This window comes from Kandleria vitulina DSM 20405 (assembly GCF_000702065.1).
In the GTDB taxonomy this organism is placed as follows: domain Bacteria; phylum Bacillota_I; class Bacilli_A; order Erysipelotrichales; family Coprobacillaceae; genus Kandleria; species Kandleria vitulina.
Genome location: NZ_JNKN01000004.1, coordinates 48,420 through 66,979, shown reverse-complemented (window position 1 = coordinate 66,979; position 18,560 = coordinate 48,420). Strand labels below are relative to the sequence as shown.

General features: G+C 32.4%; 15 protein-coding genes. 6 read left to right on the top strand and 9 right to left on the bottom strand.

Annotation, left to right across the window (positions count from 1 at the left end):
• Window positions 1-4 precede the first annotated feature (4 nt).
• From recN to T513_RS0101325, 6 genes are read left to right on the top strand one after another with little or no spacing between them, the layout of a single operon-like run.
• On the top strand, window positions 5-1,654 hold the full coding sequence (recN, locus tag T513_RS0101350) for a DNA repair protein RecN (RefSeq protein WP_031588600.1): 1,650 nt from the start codon (window positions 5-7) through the stop codon (window positions 1,652-1,654).
• A gap of 40 nt (window positions 1,655-1,694) precedes the next feature.
• The gene (gene dinB, locus T513_RS0101345) at window positions 1,695-2,882 is read left to right on the top strand and encodes a DNA polymerase IV (protein ID WP_031588599.1); all 1,188 of its coding nucleotides are present in this window, start codon (window positions 1,695-1,697) and stop codon (window positions 2,880-2,882) included.
• Window positions 2,883-2,903: 21 nt separating this feature from the next.
• On the top strand, window positions 2,904-3,797 hold the full coding sequence (gene xerA, locus T513_RS0101340; RefSeq protein WP_031588598.1) for a site-specific tyrosine recombinase/integron integrase: 894 nt from the start codon (window positions 2,904-2,906) through the stop codon (window positions 3,795-3,797).
• Between the two features lies 1 nt (window position 3,798).
• Complete coding sequence (locus tag T513_RS0101335; RefSeq protein WP_029070788.1) at window positions 3,799-4,989, top strand: phosphopentomutase; 1,191 nt, start codon at window positions 3,799-3,801, stop codon at window positions 4,987-4,989.
• A gap of 1 nt (window position 4,990) precedes the next feature.
• On the top strand, window positions 4,991-5,263 hold the full coding sequence (locus T513_RS0101330) for a hypothetical protein (protein ID WP_031588596.1): 273 nt from the start codon (window positions 4,991-4,993) through the stop codon (window positions 5,261-5,263).
• Window positions 5,264-5,322: 59 nt separating this feature from the next.
• A complete protein-coding gene (locus T513_RS0101325; RefSeq protein WP_031588595.1) occupies window positions 5,323-6,213 on the top strand; it encodes a DUF5688 family protein in 891 nt (296 codons plus the stop codon).
• Window positions 6,214-6,322: 109 nt separating this feature from the next.
• On the opposite strand, the gene T513_RS11620 is transcribed toward T513_RS0101325, so the two are convergent.
• From T513_RS11620 to T513_RS0101275, 9 genes are all read right to left on the bottom strand, one after another.
• Window positions 6,323-8,317 (bottom strand): sensor histidine kinase, encoded by a 1,995-nt coding sequence (locus tag T513_RS11620; RefSeq protein ID WP_080703071.1) that lies wholly within the window; start codon window positions 8,315-8,317, stop codon window positions 6,323-6,325.
• 8 nt (window positions 8,318-8,325) lie between these two features.
• Entirely contained in the window at window positions 8,326-9,027 is a 702-nt protein-coding gene (locus T513_RS0101315) for a response regulator transcription factor (RefSeq protein WP_029070786.1), read from the bottom strand.
• Between the two features lie 131 nt (window positions 9,028-9,158).
• The gene (locus tag T513_RS0101310; protein WP_031588593.1) at window positions 9,159-10,022 is read right to left on the bottom strand and encodes an ATP-binding cassette domain-containing protein; all 864 of its coding nucleotides are present in this window, start codon (window positions 10,020-10,022) and stop codon (window positions 9,159-9,161) included.
• Entirely contained in the window at window positions 10,007-12,106 is a 2,100-nt protein-coding gene (locus tag T513_RS0101305; RefSeq protein ID WP_155266049.1) for a hypothetical protein, read from the bottom strand. The genes T513_RS0101310 and T513_RS0101305 overlap by 16 nt, the downstream gene beginning before the upstream one ends.
• Window positions 12,107-12,168: 62 nt before the next feature.
• On the bottom strand, window positions 12,169-13,290 hold the full coding sequence (locus T513_RS0101300; protein ID WP_031588591.1) for a DUF5050 domain-containing protein: 1,122 nt from the start codon (window positions 13,288-13,290) through the stop codon (window positions 12,169-12,171).
• Between the two features lie 628 nt (window positions 13,291-13,918).
• Complete coding sequence (locus T513_RS0101290) at window positions 13,919-15,631, bottom strand: GNAT family N-acetyltransferase (protein WP_035876437.1); 1,713 nt, start codon at window positions 15,629-15,631, stop codon at window positions 13,919-13,921.
• 1 nt (window position 15,632) lies between these two features.
• Window positions 15,633-16,856: an ATP-binding protein gene (locus T513_RS0101285; RefSeq protein WP_029073093.1), complete on the bottom strand. Its 1,224-nt coding sequence runs from the start codon at window positions 16,854-16,856 to the stop codon at window positions 15,633-15,635.
• A gap of 45 nt (window positions 16,857-16,901) precedes the next feature.
• Window positions 16,902-18,266 carry a PFL family protein gene (locus tag T513_RS0101280; protein WP_031588588.1) on the bottom strand — a complete coding sequence of 455 codons (1,365 nt, stop codon included), beginning with the start codon at window positions 18,264-18,266 and terminating at the stop codon, window positions 16,902-16,904.
• 10 nt (window positions 18,267-18,276) lie between these two features.
• Window positions 18,277-18,549 carry an ACT domain-containing protein gene (locus T513_RS0101275; protein WP_029073092.1) on the bottom strand — a complete coding sequence of 91 codons (273 nt, stop codon included), beginning with the start codon at window positions 18,547-18,549 and terminating at the stop codon, window positions 18,277-18,279.
• Window positions 18,550-18,560: the final 11 nt, after the last annotated feature.

Genomic DNA, 18,560 nt, shown 5'->3' with positions numbered 1-18,560 from the left:
ATTCATGCTAAAAAGTCTTTATATACAGTCATTTGTGATTATTGATAAAGTCTCAATAGACTTCGATGATCACATGTCTGTACTGACAGGTGAAACAGGTGCAGGTAAATCAATCATTGTAGATGCACTAGGACAATTATGTGGAAATCGTTCTTCTGCATCATTAGTGAGAAAAGGGGAAAACAAGGCGATAATCGAAGGTGTGTTTTCTCTAACTGACAATGAGAAGATCGCAAATGTTTTATCAGAACTTGGCATGGATGTAGATGATGAAATCATCATTACAAAAGAGATTTCTTCTCAGGGTAAATCTACTATCAAGATGAACTATCGCCCACTTACTAATGCAGCACTTAAGATGCTTGCACCTTACTTGTTGCATATTCATTCACAGTTTGAGACGCAATCATTATTTTCCTTGAAAAATCATATCGTTCTTCTAGATGAATATATCGGCAAGGACATTCTTCCTTTAAAAGAGCAGTATTTGCATTCTTATAAAGAAATGAAGTCTATTGAAAAAGAAATCAGAAGAATTGAAGAAGAAGAATTCAGTGATGAACAGATTGAATATTATGAAAAACAGTATAATGAAATCAAAGATTTCTCCTATACTGAAGAGTCCTTACAGGAACTAGAAAATGAAGCTGACATCTTAAAGAACTATGAGCAGCTTCATACACATGTTCATGCAATTGATCAGCTGCTTTCTTCATCAGATGGTGCATTTGAAAAGATTGACGCAACATTACATGAATTAGATGAAATCAAGGATATGGATGAATATGAAGAAGATTATAATAACCTCTATAATCTTTACTATTCATTAATGGATGTACATAATCACATCATTGATACCTTTGGACGTTATGAATTTGATGAATATCGTTTTAATGAAGTACAAGAAGAACTCTATGAAATATCTAGACTTAAAAACAAATATGGCTATAGTCTAGATGATATCTATGAAGCAAGAGATACTTTAAAACAAAAGATTGATACTGCTAAAAATAGAGATGATGTCTTGATGAAATTAAAACAGTCATTAAAGAGTGCTAAAAAGAAAGTAGAAGAAGATGCAATGCTTCTTCAAAATATGCGTCAGCAAGCTGCGAAACAATTTGAAAAGGATATCAAGAAGGAACTTGATGATCTTTATCTTCCTCATGCAGCTTTCAAAGTACACTTTGAAAAAGCAGCATACACTAAAGCTGGCGGCTATGATGTCATCTTTATGATCAGAATGAACACCGGACAGTCATTTGCTCCACTTAATGAATCAGCGAGTGGAGGGGAGCTTTCAAGGCTGATGCTTGCCATCAAGACAATCACATTAAAACATTCGTCACTAGATACTATCATATTTGATGAAGTCGATACCGGTGTTAGCGGCAAGGTCGCTGATGCTATTGGCTCTAAGATGGAACAGCTTGCACAGGAAAAGCAGGTTATCTGTATTACCCATCTTCCACAGGTTGCAGTACATGCATCCCATCATTTCTCTATTCTTAAACAGGATAAAGATGGACAGACTTATTCAAATACGAAACTTCTTGATGAAGAAGAACGTATCAATGAAATTGCGACAATGCTTTCTGGTGATCATATTACAAAAGAAGCGTTGGATAATGCGCGTACATTATTAAAGAGATAAGCATATAGTGATCCTATATGCTTTTTTAGGAGGAGTTTTTATGCGAGTCATATTTCATATAGATCTCAATGCTTTCTTTGCCAATGCAGAAATATCGCGTCATCCGGAATTAGCTAATAAACCCATTGTCATTGCTCATGACAGCAAAAGAAGTGTATGCTCAACAGCCTCTTATGAAGCACGTGCCTATGGGATTCATTCTGCCATGCCGGTCTATGAAGCAAAAAGAAAATGTAAACATCTTATCATTGTAGAGCCACATTATGATCTATATAAAAAGCTATCCCATCAGTTCTTTAATATTCTATTGAGCTATAGTCAAAAATTGGAAATTGCGAGCATTGATGAAGGATATATTGATATGAGCGACTACATTACAACGCATCATATTCATCCGGCTGATTTAGCATTAGAAATTCAAAATAAAGTTTTAAGACAGATTCACTTGCCTTGTTCTATTGGTATTTCACCAAACAAGTTTTTATCAAAGATGGCAAGTGACATGAAAAAACCATTGGGCATTGTGATGCTGACAAAATCAAATATTAGAGAAAAGCTCTGGCCACTGCCAGTTGATGAGATGTTTGGTATTGGCAAAAAAACAGCGCCTTATCTAAAAGAAGCTGGCATACAAACTATTGGCGATGTTGCCAACTATGATAATTATCAGACATTAAGAAGCATTCTTGGAAGACATGCTCTTCTTTATTATTATAAAGCAAATGGAAAAGATGATTCTAAGGTCATCTATGAAGACTATGATTTGAAATCCATCAGCAATTCAACAACATTTTTAAATGATATTAATGATCTTTCTTCACTAGAAGAAGAGTTTAGACCATTGGCAATGACTGTACATCAGCGTGCCATCAAAAGCAGACTGCTGACAAACACGATTGTCATTACTTTAAAATATAGTAATTTTAAATCAATCAATAGGCAGATGAACATTGATCATTATACAAACAGTTATGAAGAAATCTACAGCTATGCCATGATGTTATTAAGAAAACATTATGACTATAAGCCTATTCGCCTTATTGGGTTATCTATCAATAATCTAAAAAAAGAAGGTCAGATCAATGAGCAGCTTTCTTTCTTCACTGAAATAAAATCAGATCGTGAAAGCAGAGAAGTTCAAGTTGATGATATTATTAAACAGCTTAACAAGAATAACAATACGCATTTGATGAAAGCAAGTTCACTATTAAAAAAGACATCTTCGTGATATAATGAATAAGGTGATTACATGGAAATACAAGATACTTTGAAAGACTATAAAATGTATTTGATAGTAGAAAAAGGATTAAGCAAGAATACTGTTGAAAACTATCTTAGAGATCTAGATGATTTCTTTGTTCATGTCCGTAAATCACATAACAAAGATATTGATGCTGATGATATTAATGAATATCTTTGTTTTCTTGATGATCATTATGCAACGACATCTATACAAAGAAAGATTATTTCATTAAGACAATACTTTTTATTTCTTTTAAAAGAAAAGGTCATTGACCATAACATCATGGAACAATTTGATCTTCCTAAACAGCGAAGAACTTTGCCCCAGACTGTGTCACTCAATGAAGCAAGCAAGCTGTTATCCTGTATTGATCGTAATAAGATGGTTGGACAAAGAGATTACTGCATGATTACTTTATTGCTGAATTCGGGCATGCGTGTAAGTGAAATGGTTAATCTGACAGTAAAGCAGATCAATCTTCATGCAAGAAACATTCTTGTTAGAGGAAAAGGGGATAAAGAACGATTGATTCCAATTGACGATATGACTTGTGATATTATCAAGGATTACATGTATGAAGCTAGAAGGTCTTTTAATAAGGAAGGTATGAATCTTTTATTTTTAACGCAAAGAGGGAAACCTGTCACGAGAGAGAACTTCTATCAGATATTAAATAAATATGCTAAAAAAGCAGGAGTAAAAGCGCATTTTACTCCCCATAAGTTAAGACATACTTATGCCACAACGATGCTTGAAGGACATGCTGATCTTCGTAGCATCCAGGAATTATTAGGACATAGTGATATTTCTACAACAACGATTTATACACATGTTAATAATAAAAAAATACAAAATGACTATGAAAGATTTTTTCCAGATAGGAAGAAAGAAGGAGAATAATATGAAACCATACAAAAGAATATTTGTCATTGTTTGTGACTCTATGGGTATTGGCAATGCAGAAGATGCTGAAAGATTTGGAGATAAAGGTGCCAATACAATTGGACATATCTGTGAAGCAAAAGGCGGTTTGCATGTCAGCAATATGGAAGGTCTTGGATTAGGAAATCTTGGAGATTTTAAAGGTATTCATCCTCATAACTGTCAGTTGGGTACTACAGCTAGCTTAAAAGAAGTTTCTAACGGAAAAGATACCATGACTGGTCACTGGGAAATGATGGGATTAAAGGTAGAAAAGCCTTTTAAGACTTTTACAGAAACAGGATTCCCTCAGGAGTTTATTTCTTTATTTGAAGAAAAAACAGGAAGAAAATGTGTTGGTAACTATGCTGAAAGCGGAACTGTCATCCTTGATGACTGGGGAGAACATCAGATTGAGACAGGGGATTGGATTGTCTATACATCTGCAGATTCCGTTTTCCAGATTGCTGCTAATGAAGACATCATTCCTTTAGAGGAATTATATAAGGCATGCGAAATTGCCAGAGAACTTCTAATGAGAGATGAATGGAAAGTCGGTCGTGTTATCGCTAGACCTTTTGTTGGCAAGAAGAAGGGTGAATTTAAAAGAACATCCAACAGACATGATTATGCATTAGAACCATTTGGAAAGACTGTATTAGACAGTCTTAAAGAAAATGGATTTGATGTCTATGGTGTTGGTAAGATCCCAGATATCTTTGTCAATAAAGGAATTACTAAGGGCATTCATACAGTCTCAAATGAAGATGGTATGAATAAAACAATCGAATTAGCAAAACAGCAACAGAATGGTCTTATTTTCGTAAATCTAGTGGACTTTGACGCTGTTTATGGACATAGAAGAAATGCGATTGGCTATGGAGATGCTATTGAAGCATTTGACAAACAGCTTCAGGAATTAATGGGGTATATCAATGATGATGATCTAATCATGATTACTGCAGATCACGGTAATGATCCAACTTGGACAGGAACAGATCATACAAGAGAACATGTACCACTTATCATGTATGCTAAAAATCTTACAAATCCAAGAAACCTTGGATTATTAGAAAGCTATGGTGTTATCGGTGCTACAATTGCTGAAAACTTTGGTGTAGAAAATCCTGGTATTGGTACATCAATCTTGAATCAATTAGAAAGAGATTAATATGGATCAGCAACTAAAAAGAAGATTAGTCGTAACACTTGGTGGGCTATTGATGAGTACCTTATTGTTTATGTTTGGTATTACCATCTCACATAACAATATCATAGTAGATAGCATCTATTATGGCATCTCAATATTATTGCTCATTACAACACTATTATCATGTATAAAGACCTATAAACAATATAAGAAAATATTATTTGTATTTCTGATTATTGTAGATATCGCATTTATTCTTTTAACATCAATCTATATGATTAACAATCATTTCTAAAAGTCAGCAAACGCTGACTTTTTTGTATTCAACTATAAAAAAAGAAAGGATTGATGTATATGAACTACAATGAATTTAAGACAAAGCTTATCGATGATCTAGAAAATAAGCTAAACAATGAATTTGATATCTCATTTAATAAGATTTATAAGATCAATGAAAGTTATGATGCCATGACCATCAGCAAAGACAATATTGGTATCAATATTAACCTGAATAAACAATATAGAATGTATCTTGATAATTCTTATGATTATGCTTATCAGAGGGCTATTCATATCATTGAAGAAGGATTTAGGAATAAGCCAAATATTGATATGAAAGAACTATATGATTATAATGTCATGAAGAATAAGCTTTTTATAGAAATTATTTCAATTAAAAGCAATATAGATCTTCTTGAAAGTGTTCCATATAAACAAATTGAAGATATGGCCATCGTATATCGATTTTTATTAAATAATGATAATGGACGTGCATCCATCTTAATTACAAATCAGATTCTGCATACATTAAATATTGATGAAAATACACTTCATAATGATGCTATCAAGAATGCTCAAATCATTAATCCTATGATCATCAATGATTTAAGTGAAGTGTTATCTGAAATGATGAATGAAGATTATTCTACAAAAGAAAGAATCTTTATAGCAAGTGTTGCTGATAAGATACATGGAGCATGCGTTATAGCTTATAAAGGATTTATGGAACAGGCATCATTAAAAGCTGGTGGAGATTTTTATTTATTGCCATCAAGTATACATGAAGTATTAATTGTTCCTGACAATGGACATTTTCGTCTAGAAGATCTTCAAGTGATGGTTAAGGAAGTCAATGAGAATGAAGTTGATGAAATTGATCAATTAACTGACAGTGTTTATCATTATGATCATAAAGAACAGCTATTTGAGCTTGGTGAGAAGTATCTTCAACGATTAAATACCTAATATTCTCATATATTAATTTTACATAATATACATTATGCGAAGTAGAATATATATTATATATTAAAGGACAGAGCAATCATTGTTCTGTCCTTTTTCATATTATTCAGTTCTATTTTTTAAAATGAAGAACTACTTTAAACATATCACCATCTATTGTTAAATCAAATTTTCCCTCTTGGACTTCAGTAAAGCTTTTAGCAATTGCTAAACCTAAACCTGAGCCACTTTGATGTCTGGATTTATCACCACGTTTAAATCTTTCGACAATTTCTTCTGATGTGAAATTCATTTCTTCTTTGGAAATGTTCTTGAATGAAATTGTAATATCTTCATCGACGTTCAAGTCGATATAGACTCTTGTATTATCTAAAGCGTATTTTCCGATGTTATTGATGAGGTTTTCAAAAACACGATATGTCTTTTCTCCATCAAGCATGACCATCTGTTTATCAACATTGCTGTTCTTGATAATCTGTAATTTCTTTGATGAAAGAATTTCATCTGATTCAATCAAGGCCTGGTTTAATAAGGATACAATATCCAACTCTGTTTTCTTAATATTCATTTCACCGGAATTGACTCTTGCTACATCAAAGAGATCTTCAATCAGCTGCGTCATTCTGTTTGTATAATGGTTTAATTCCTTTAAATATGCTTCTCTCTCCTGCTCATCTTTTGTATTTTGAAGAAGAACAACATAATTCTTGATACAAGTTAATGGTGTTTTTAGGTCATGTGATACATTACTGATCAGTTCAGTCTTCATCTTAGAAGCACTGACTTCTTTATCAACCGCTTTTTCAAATCCATCTTTGACCTTATTTAATGAGTCTCTTAAATCATTGAAGCTTCCCAAATCTTCAGTGATTTCTTTAAACTCCCCTTCTATCATACGGTTGGTCTGATCAATAAGCTGCTGATAATGCTGTTTTATATCAATCAACTTGTTATTTAAATGGAGATATAAAAATACACCATAGACAACCATTAGAGGAATACCAATATAAGGAACAAATGATAATAAACTTAAGAAAAGAATAGAAACAAAACAAGTCAATGCAAGATTCTTCTTTTCAATCTCACTAATTGCCATTTCTGACAGCTGTTCATTTTTTTCTTTAACATACTTATAGAACAAATGAATGAATGTATGTTCACTAAAATAGTTTAATACGCCTTCACTAACAATATACTTCAAGCCAAATCCAATAATAGATGCGAAGAGATAGAAGATCATGAATAAGGTGAATAATGCGATATTTAAATTAAACTGCGTATTCGTTTTAATGAAATATAATGGTACTTGATTACTTAAATCACCTTGTATCATTGCAATCATTGCACTACCGGCAATACCTAAGGCTAAAGATATGATAACAGCATTAACGATGAAGAACCAATCTTTCATTGTCTTATATGGATTAAGTTCTTTAAGTATTTCAATAGGAATAAAACACATAAATATAATAATAAGAATACTTCCACAAAATAAGGTCATAGAGAAGAATCCAAGCACTGCCTCCAAATCAGAAACTTGAGCTAACAATTTTCTATCTGTAATTACTTTAGGAATCTGAATTTCTACTTTTAAATTTTTTGGGTTATCAATCTTAATATCGCCATCGTTATCAATATTTTCTAAAGCACCGTCAATAAGTTGATTTGTGAATAAATCATAATACTCAGATTTATTAATATGTAGTGTTCCATTATGATCATATGTTAATTCTAAGTGAAATCTCTTATTCTTTTTGTTTATATTGAGTTTATCTTCAACAGAACCATTCTGTGTATTTGTAAATTTATAATACACTTCATCAAATAAATAACTTTTACTATCAAGTATGTCTTTATATTGCTGACTTATTTCATTTCTTTTATCTTCAGTCATCTTATCAGGAAATACCAATTGCGAATGTTCAGGATGCATTCGTGAATCACCGTAAAGAACTAATTGCTGTAAACTAAAAGCAAGATTAGAATCAGTTAAATCTATACTATTGCCACTATATGCAACTGTTTTATAGACATGTACTGATAATGAAGATAGCACAGTTAAAATCGCAATTATTAAAAATGATACAATCAACTTTTTTTTCATCATTTTCTCACCTACATTTTCTCAATTTTGTATCCTAGACCCCAGACTACTTTTAAATATTCTGGTTTTTTAGAATTTAACTCAATTTTTTCTCTTAATTTTCTAATATGAACCATAATTGTTTCAGTATTGATTGCTTCCTGTTTCCATACGCTTTCATAGATCTGCTCAGCTGAGTAGATTCTTCCTGGTGATTTCATCAATAGTTCAAGAATCTCATATTCCTTCTTCGTAAGCCGTACAAATTCATTTCTCACACATACTTCTCTCGTATGAAGATCCAGTGAAAGACTTCCTACTTTAATAATATGATCACTAGATTCATGATTCTCAATACGCTCTAGCATTCTTTTGTAACGTCTAATATGCGCATTGACTCTTGCCATAAGTTCCATTGGTTCAAATGGCTTAGTTACATAATCATCAGCACCTAAATTTAGACCAGTGATCTTATCAATTTCTTCTGTCTTGGCAGTAAGGAATATAACAGGCAGATCAAACTGCTTACGTAATATTGTGACCATGCTTATGCCATCCATGATGGGCATCATAATATCCACTATGGCAAGATAAATATCATCATTCAATAATGACAGACCTTCCTTGCCATTGGTTGCTTCTACAACTTCATATCCCTGTGATTTCAAAAATATCTTCAAGGTATTTCTGATTCCTTCTTCATCTTCTACTACAAGAACTTTATCTTTACTCATATCATCCCTCCTCGTCTATTAGTATAGGAAATAAAAATTAAGAAAATGTAGATATAAATCTTAAAAAAATCTAAACAAAAAAATTATATTCGTTCCTGTAAATAAATACAAGCAATCCTTTTGGGATTGCTTTATTGAACATAATAAAGATAAACATCTTCAAGGTTGATGTGTTCTTCATCCAGTGTAAATTGAGAATCCATTTTATCATCAGTGACAATGCGATATTGAAGACCACCTGAACGCTGCATAAAAACACCGTCTTTATAATGATTCTTTATTTTCTTATAGTAGAGATCATCAATAGGAATCTCTTTCACATAGCCTTTTATAGAATGAATCAATGACGTTGGTGTATCATTCTTGATAATCTTTCCTTTCTTCATCAATAATATATCACTAGCAATGCTTTCTACATCAGATACAATATGTGTAGAAATAAGCACAATCTTCTCTCTTCCTAAATGAGAAATAATATTACGCATGTGCGTACGTTCTCTTGGATCAAGACCAACCGATGGTTCATCTAAAATAATAATATCAGGATTCCCCAATAAGGCCTGTGCCAGCAATATTCTTTGTCTCATTCCACCAGAATAAGAACGAATTGAGTGATGTCTGACATCATAGAGATTCACCATTTTTAATAACTTAAGAGCCTGCTTATTGCATTGTTTTCTGCTGATTCCTTTTAATTCTCCAATATATAAAAGAAACTGCAATGCAGAAAAATCCTCATAGAAACCTTGCTGCTGTGGCATATAGCCTATCATCTTTCGATAGTCTTTTCCCATCTTTAAGATGTCTTTCCCATCCAGAAGAATGCTGCCGCTGCTCCTTTTTAAATTATCTGTCAATAAATTAAGAAGCGTAGACTTACCTGCTCCATTTTCACCAAGAATGCCATAAATGCCTTCATTCAGTGTCAAGCTGACATGATTTAAAGCGACATGACTGCCATAGACTTTTGTTAAATCTTCTATTTTGATTTCCATAAATTCATCCCCTTCCCACTCCATAATTTTTTTCCTGCTTTATATGCTATAAATCCAATCAGATAGAATATCATCAAGATCCAGCTTGTGTAGACGAATCCTACTTCATGAATAAGAGGAAGTATCATGACTGGCTGTATTAATGATAAATAATGTACATCAATATTAAACATCGAAATAAACTGTGGCACTACAAACAATATCAAAGTTAGAAAGCCTCCTTTAAAGCTACCTATCTTCATTAAAATAAAATTGATGATCATTGATAATGCAAAAAGAGACAACGTTCTATAGATTGCTAATAATACAATAAAGACATTAATAGATAAAGAAATGGGAACATTCTTGAAGAAAAGCAAGCTATCGAGAGGCGCACTAAAAAATGTTAAAGGATATACTTTTGCCTGTACATAAAAATCAACTACTGTCCAAACAATTGTCAATAGAACAGAGACAATAAAATACATCAATATACGCTTATTGTAGAGATATGTTCTTCCCTTGGCAGTCGCTCTCAAGATAAGGTTCATCTCGCTTCTTTGATCATAATCCCATATACTTGAAAAGAAGAAACATATAAAAGCAACAATAAGCATCGCTTCTTTCTCCATTGTAAGAAACCCTTCACCAGCATAATGACCATCTTTACTTAAAAGCATCTTCCATCCATTCTGATCAATTAACCAGGCTTTCTTATTCTTCTTAACTTTATTAACATGAACCTCTATACTTTTTACTAAATTATATTCATTTTGAATATTATCCATTCTCATTTGTGCATCAAACAGTTCATCTTTGTTTATCTTCTTTTCTTCATAACGTTTTAAAACATCTTTATATCTCTTTACTTCTTTAGCATAGTTCTTCTTACATGGATCAATATATTCCACGAAAATGCGTTTACTATAAACACCACCATATTTTGAATAAATAGCTTTCTGTTGTTCTATTGATCCTTGCGTTAAATAAGGAGAAGTATCTTGCATCTTGATAAACAGAACAATAAAGCATAAAAAAAATATCCACCCCTTTTGAGTAATAATAACTTTATAAAATTCATGAAAGACTAAAGGAAACTTAGTTATTATCAATTTTATATATGAATGAATACTCTCAAGTATCCTCTCAATACTTGTCATAATATAAGATTGATGAAATGTTCTTTGAGTATGCCCTTTAAATAAAAGAATTCCAATTAATATCATAAATACTATGATAAAAAGACACAAAAACATGCGCTGTGCTTCTATAACCTGATTCATAAAAGAATAAGTTCTATAGCTTCTCAATAGATCAATGCTATTTAAGCAGAGATAAAGATTATTATATTTCAATAAAGAAAAAGGATGAGATTGAGATAATGTCACATATACTAAATATTCAATAGCCACCAATCCACTAAAAATAGCGCTAGCTATACTTTTGTGAGAACATAATACAAGAATCATCCATAATACCATTACGACCATTACCTTCAAGATTGCACTCATTAAAATGTAAAGAATAAAAGCATTCCCGATAGACATAGGAAATGTAAAATCTTTAAAGTAAGATAAGGATTGTACACTTACAAAAAAGGAAGGAATCTCTTTAAATAATACACATGATTCCATCAGCAACAATGTATAGAGAAAAACATGCATAAGAATGCTGATAAATGTCAGAAGGAAAATTCTTCTTATGACAAGACGCGTGCGTCCCTTTGGTGTCGTGGCAATAATCAACCTTAAAGACAGATGCTCATAATCCGTATATGAGAAAACAATCATTATCATAAATACTAAGATCAGCACATTCACTAACATAAACTTAAATACTGAAACCAATCCTGCACCATGTGTCTGTTTCAACTGCACACCTGCAATACGCTTATATCTTCTGCTAGTGATTTCTCCCCTCTTTTTCGCAAACGTATTCGTTTTTTCGAAAATACTTATTCCCGAATAAGACTCACTGACAGCCATGATTTTCTGTACATAAGTCTTATATTGTTTTTGGTAAGCAAGTTCATTTCTATTGAAGGTTTCAATTGCACTATTCGAATAAGAAGACCTGTTTTGTATTGCAAATACAAAACAGGTCATAATAGTTATCAAAAAAAATGAAATAAACGACCGTTTATTAAAAAGTATTTTTCTTAATTCCATCATAACTTAGTATAGGGACTATATTTCTTTTTATTAACAGTCTCAATCTTCTTACTATCATGTATGCGAATTTGTTTTATAATATTTCCACTTGTATCATCTTCAATGGATAAAATTAGATCACCATCATACTGCCACATTAATAGAGTCTGATCCTCTTGATTATATGAAACTGAAACAATACGCTCTGATTTACCATCTTCTGCTTTCTTTCTATAGATAGTACCGTCTCCTTTTTTATCTTCATAATAAATATACCCATTCATTACTGTATAATTGCGAATAACAGATTGACCAGCAACACTTACTTTATTTGAGTTAGTATTATATCTATATAGATTGCCTGTATACTTATAGCCATCTTCGCTCATTTCTCCCGCAATGAAGTAGACACTATCTCCATAGGGATGAATGCGAATAATTTGAGGATGTCCTTTTTTCATAGCTTTAATAACCTCTAATTTATCCGATCCAAGCTTCATTCTATACAGTGTAGCTGACGTACCATGAATTTCATCATTGGTAAAATAGACATATCCCCGATGAATAGTAATTGTTGGATAATAAGTTGAATTATTCTCAGCACCATCTTGAATGCTCTTAACCTGTAAAAAACGGCATAACTTCATATATCTGCTTCTTGTAGATCCATCAGCACTCATCTTTTCTAGATAGACGTAATCACCATATTTAAAAGGTGCATATAAAGACCCTTTATAATATTGAATATATCCGTTTCCTACATACGATTCACCATTACTTAACTCTGAATCATCCGAAGGTAAATTGGCATCACATTCAATTGTCTTATGAGAACAGTTAGGTTTCGTACATAAAGGTACCGTCTTCTTGCTTTTCTTATCAGTAAAAGTAATCTGATAATAATCATCATCATTCACATATTTAACATGATAAACACCATTTTTTGTATAAGCTTCATCAGGTGTCTGTCCAATATCAGGTTGGGCATCTGTTTCATAGTTGAATGTGTAGTTAATAACTTCATTTTTAGCTGAACTAGTACGCTGCGACACACTCTTCTTTTTAGAAGAACTATTATTAGCATTGCAACCACTTACAAGTAATGTACTTAACAATAACAAAGAAAAAAACTTCTTCATAAACTTCTCCTCTCACATCAATAGTAATTCAATTGATAAATAGTATCTTATAACTTCATAAAATTTATGATTAATAAGATATTAATGATTCAGCAAGTTTTGTAGTATTGTTTCTAGTAATCCAGACTTTACCATTAACCTTTTTATACGATAAAACAAATTTGTATCCTGGAGATGCATTAAAATGGAATTTTCGACCAGCACCACTATATACAGTAGAATCATCTTTATGTAAATGATAACCAGTCACAACATTTTTTTCGTAGCACTTAATATATGTTGTGATTTTACCAGCACCATTTACATATTGTGAAATGTAACATTTCTTTTCATCTGAACTCAGTTTTCCAAAAATAGAATAGATTACTTTTTCATAAAAATCTCCTTTCAATTTTCCGTGCCTAATCTATATCTAAATGATATCATTATTAATTTAGATATTAAAGTATTTTGTAAAAGTTGGTATAAATTTTATAAAGAATATATTTTAAAAGTGTTTTTTTAAAATACTCAATATAATCAGCGAACTCTATAGAATGAACGAGTAAAAAAAGACCAAATCGTATGTTAAATATTGAAAATGCTTTTTATAAAAAAGCGAAGAGCAAAATGCTCCTCGCTATAGTAGTTAATAGACTTCATTGATCATAATTCCATGATCATGACCATCTTCCTTGTTACAAAGCATGCTGATGTGGGAAGATGTTTTTCCTTCTATATGGGCCTCTTTATCAATAATGATATTGATAGACTTACCTTTAAATGATTGAACAATACAAGATACAATGGCATCAATATCTTCTCTCTTGTAAATGATTTCTACAATATCAACATTGTCATTTGATATTTCATAAATCATATAACCAGATGGCTGATTATCTTTCATCAGAATGACACATTCCTGATGAAAAGCTCTTGTTCTATCAAGAAGCAATTCAAAGCTTTTGATATCTCTTATTCTGTATTCTAAACAGGAAGAGACATAGTTATCATATAATGATGACATCACTTCAGCATTCACTTCATGAGATAATGAATAGTCAGTTTCCATTGTTTTATAATATTTCTTATCAATCTTCACTTTATTCATAAAGTGTGAGGGTAAAAATCCTAAACTCTTATAGACTTCAGGATGATAAGCCGTAAGATATAATCTTTTTTCTTTATAGTCATTTAAGACTACATTGAATAGCCTTTTCATGAAGCCCTGCCCTTCGAAACTGCGATCTGTCAATACGCCCATCACATAATAGGACTCTTCATATCCGTTAACGACAAATTGTTCAACAGAAATAGCTGAAATAATGCGGTCATGAAAACAAAGAACATATGTTTTCGCATGAGGGTAAATATGATCAAAATAGAACGATGTTGACTGTTCATCCTCATCTTCAAAACGATCAAGCCATAATGCCCTGATAGCTTCTTCATCTTCTTGTTTAGCTATTCTTATATAAGTATCATCTATAAAAATACGGGTCTTTTCTACCATATGTACAGGATGAAGACGCATCTTTGATTGTCTTAATCCCACTAATCCCATATCTTCTTCACGATTGACATAAGCATAATCAGTAAATTCGTGTTCAAGGAATTCTTTAGCAATCGCAGGATATAATCCTCTAATTGACTTATCAGCCTTTTCTACATGAATCTGAATAGTATTGTGCAACAATGGAGAAGCAATGGTAAAGGCCTTTAATTCATTATTAATGAAAATACCACCCATCTTAATATTCAGAAGATGATTACTTGATAAAAGAAATAAAATACCATAAATCTCTGAAGTAAGTGATTCACTTGCAGATTGATCGCTTTCCCATTCCGCAAGACATTTTATAATTAAGTCAAAATCATCATTAAGAGATAAAGAACGATATTCATAATCAGGATAACTCTTCACAAACTGATTATAATGATTTCTTCTCTTCTGCATTTTCTTCCCTGATAAAGAAACCAGGGCTTCTCTTTCGTAGACATAATCATCATAATCTCTTGTTCTTTCAAATATAAGACGACCTTTGTAAAGTTTCTTGACTTCATCTACAAAGGCAGGAACAGCACAGTCAATCATAAATGGAAAATGATTCATTTTAGCATAATCTATCATATAGTCCATTGCTTCCTGATAATATTCTTTTGATGTAAAAGGCATCGCAAAATATTTTGTACCTTTGTAATTATGTAACATGATAAGGAAATGATCATGAATTTCATATTCGATATGATATTCATGATTCCACATCATCATTGTTACAAAGTTAGAATTATAGCCTTCATAATCTCCTAATTCTAAATATGGTTTTATACGATCATAATCGGTAAGTTGTAAGGGTTGCATGTTATTGTCCAAGCATCATGTTTATAAACTGCTTTGCAGTACGCCCGGAATAGCCTCCATTTCTAAGTTCCCATTCCATAGCCAATCGATGAAGCTCTTTTTCATCCACATTAAGACCGTGTTCTTTTGCAAGACCATCCACGATTTCAAGATATTCTTTCTTGTTTGGATGCGTATAAAGAATCTGTACACCAAATCTTGCCACAAGAGAAAGCTTCTCCTGTTTTGCATCATTAATATTGATTTCAGAACCTTCTCTATCTTCCCAAGTTTCCTTGATAAGATGTCTTCTGTTGCTTGTAGCATAAATAAGAATATTATCCGGTTTCTTTTCTAATCCACCTTCAATGACAGCCTTGAGATATTTATATTCTGTCTCAAATTCTTCAAAGGAAAGATCATCCATGAAGATAATGAACTTATAATGACGATTCTGAAGTTCTCCTATGATCTGAGGCAACTGGATAAACTGATGTTTATACACTTCAACCATACGTAATCCTTGCTTATAATAGCGATTCAATAACGCCTTTACACTTGAAGATTTACCGGTTCCATTATCACCATAAAGAAGAACATTATTAGCTTTTTTGCCATTAATAAATGCTTCAGTATTGGCAATGAGCTTCTTTTTTTGTCGTTCATAACCAATAAGCTGTTCTAGTGTATGATCATCGATATGATCTATAGATACGATTTTGTCATCACGGTAGCGGAATGCTTTATTTAAGCCATATTTCCCCACACCGTAGTGCATATAATGATTATAGAGAATCTCATAAAATTCTTCAACTGATTTGCTTTGTGCTAATTTTTCCTGTAGATCAGATAATAGTTCATAAATTTCTTTATTGATGATTGGTCTAGAATGCTTATAGTTCTTTAATAAATTAAGACTTCCTTCAGCTAATTCCTGATAGCTTTCATGCATCAAATCAAAGAAATAATGAAGATCTTCCATGACAAGATATTTAAGATTATCTTCTACAGTAACATTTCTTTCTAATGATAATGTAAAGGCATTTTCATGCATTGCGAGTAAATAAGTAATCAATCCCTGCATTAGATGATCATGAAGATCATAACGCTCTGCAAGTCTTAACATATGAGTCATAAACTCATGCTGGATATCTTCATGATGAAGATGTTCAATGCTCTTTAGTACATAAAGAACATCCTGATCATCTGAAATGCGATCATATACGATAAGATCATTTAGTTTCATAATATATTCTCCCTGTTAAAAAAAGACGAGAAACTCGTCTTTTCATTAGTTTTTAAAGCTGTGAATTGGTGCTGGAATACGTCCACCACGGTTAACAAAATCATCACATGAGAAATTGTTTACAGGCATGATTGGTGCATATCCTAATAAACCGCCGAATTCAACAGTATCCCCTACATCTTTACCAATAACTGGAATCAATCTGACAGCTGTTGTTTTCTGGTTAATCATACCAATAGCCATTTCATCAGCGATAATACCTGAAATAGTTGTCGCTTTTGTATTACCTGGAATGGCAATCATATCAAGACCTACTGAACATACACAAGTCATAGCTTCAAGCTTTTCTAATGTTAATGAACCAGCATTAACAGCATCAATCATTCCCTGGTCTTCACTGACTGGAATAAAGGCACCTGATAAACCACCAACATAAGAAGAAGCCATAACGCCACCTTTCTTAACCTGGTCATTTAAGATTGCCAATGCAGCAGTTGTTCCTGGTGCACCAGTACGTTCAAGTCCCATACCTTCAAGACAGTCAGAAATACTATCTCCCATAGCAGGTGTTGGTGCTAATGATAAATCGATAATACCAAAAGGAATACCTAATGCTTCAGATGCTTCTCTAGCAACAAGCTGACCAACACGAGTAATCTTGAAAGCAGTCTTCTTGATAGTTTCACAAAGTTCACCAAAAGACTTTCCTTTAGCCTGTGCAATAGCCTTGTTCATTACCCCAGGACCACTTACCCCAACATTGATGATAGCATCAGTTTCAGTGATACCATGGAAAGCCCCTGCCATAAATGGGTTATCATCTGGTGCATTACAGAAGATAACAAGCTTAGCACATCCAATCGAATCATTTTCTTTAGTAATGTCAGCTGTCTTTAAAACTATTTCACCCAATAATTTCACAGCATCCATATTAATACCAGTCTTTGTAGAACCTACGTTTACACTTGAACATACAAGCTCAGTTTCCTTCATTGCTGATGGAATAGATTCAATCAATAGACGTTCAGATTTAGACATCCCTTTAGATACAATAGCACTGTATCCTCCGATAAAGTTAACGCCTAATTCATGAGCACATTTATCCAATGTTTTTGCGATTTTCACAAAATCTTCAATGGAATGACATGCTGAAGCTCCAATTGTACCAATAGGCGTAACTGAAATACGCTTATTGACAATAGGAATACCATATTTCTTTTCAATTCTTTCAGCTGTAGGAACATGATCCTTAGCAACTGTCATAATTTTCTTATAAATATTGTCACATAATGTATCTACATTAGCATCAATGCAATCAAACAGACTAATCCCGATTGTAATTGTACGAACATCAAGATTCTCCTGTTCAATCATTTTATTTGTTTCAGAAACTTCAAATAAATTTATCATAGTGCTCTCCTTAAATTCTATGCATCATATCAAAGATCTGTTCATGCTGAAGCTTAATCTTTGTACCAATGCTATCCCCTAACTGTGATAATTCTTCTACTAAAACAGAGAACTCTCTATTTGCACCGTGTGTATCCACGATCATCATCATATTAAAGTAACCATCCAAAATGGTCTGGGAAATATCCAAAATATTGACGTTAGAATCTGCTAAATATGTGCAGACCTTAGCAATAATTCCTACCTGGTCTTTTCCAACAACTGTGATAATACTTTTTTCCATAATCGTATCTT

Excerpts from the sequence above, each read along its gene's own strand:
- recN (WP_031588600.1), top strand. The coding sequence starts at position 5 with ATGCTAAAAAGTCTTTATATACAGTCATTTGTGATTATTGATAAAGTC.
- dinB (WP_031588599.1), top strand. The coding sequence starts at position 1,695 with ATGCGAGTCATATTTCATATAGATCTCAATGCTTTCTTTGCCAATGCA.
- xerA (WP_031588598.1), top strand. The coding sequence starts at position 2,904 with ATGGAAATACAAGATACTTTGAAAGACTATAAAATGTATTTGATAGTA.
- T513_RS0101335 (WP_029070788.1), top strand. The coding sequence starts at position 3,799 with ATGAAACCATACAAAAGAATATTTGTCATTGTTTGTGACTCTATGGGT.
- T513_RS0101330 (WP_031588596.1), top strand. The coding sequence starts at position 4,991 with ATGGATCAGCAACTAAAAAGAAGATTAGTCGTAACACTTGGTGGGCTA.
- T513_RS0101325 (WP_031588595.1), top strand. The coding sequence starts at position 5,323 with ATGAACTACAATGAATTTAAGACAAAGCTTATCGATGATCTAGAAAAT.
- T513_RS11620 (WP_080703071.1), bottom strand. The coding sequence starts at position 8,317 with ATGATGAAAAAAAAGTTGATTGTATCATTTTTAATAATTGCGATTTTA.
- T513_RS0101315 (WP_029070786.1), bottom strand. The coding sequence starts at position 9,027 with ATGAGTAAAGATAAAGTTCTTGTAGTAGAAGATGAAGAAGGAATCAGA.
- T513_RS0101310 (WP_031588593.1), bottom strand. The coding sequence starts at position 10,022 with ATGGAAATCAAAATAGAAGATTTAACAAAAGTCTATGGCAGTCATGTC.
- T513_RS0101305 (WP_155266049.1), bottom strand. The coding sequence starts at position 12,106 with ATGACCTGTTTTGTATTTGCAATACAAAACAGGTCTTCTTATTCGAAT.
- T513_RS0101300 (WP_031588591.1), bottom strand. The coding sequence starts at position 13,290 with ATGAAGAAGTTTTTTTCTTTGTTATTGTTAAGTACATTACTTGTAAGT.
- T513_RS0101290 (WP_035876437.1), bottom strand. The coding sequence starts at position 15,631 with ATGCAACCCTTACAACTTACCGATTATGATCGTATAAAACCATATTTA.
- T513_RS0101285 (WP_029073093.1), bottom strand. The coding sequence starts at position 16,856 with ATGAAACTAAATGATCTTATCGTATATGATCGCATTTCAGATGATCAG.
- T513_RS0101280 (WP_031588588.1), bottom strand. The coding sequence starts at position 18,266 with ATGATAAATTTATTTGAAGTTTCTGAAACAAATAAAATGATTGAACAG.
- T513_RS0101275 (WP_029073092.1), bottom strand. The coding sequence starts at position 18,549 with ATGGAAAAAAGTATTATCACAGTTGTTGGAAAAGACCAGGTAGGAATT.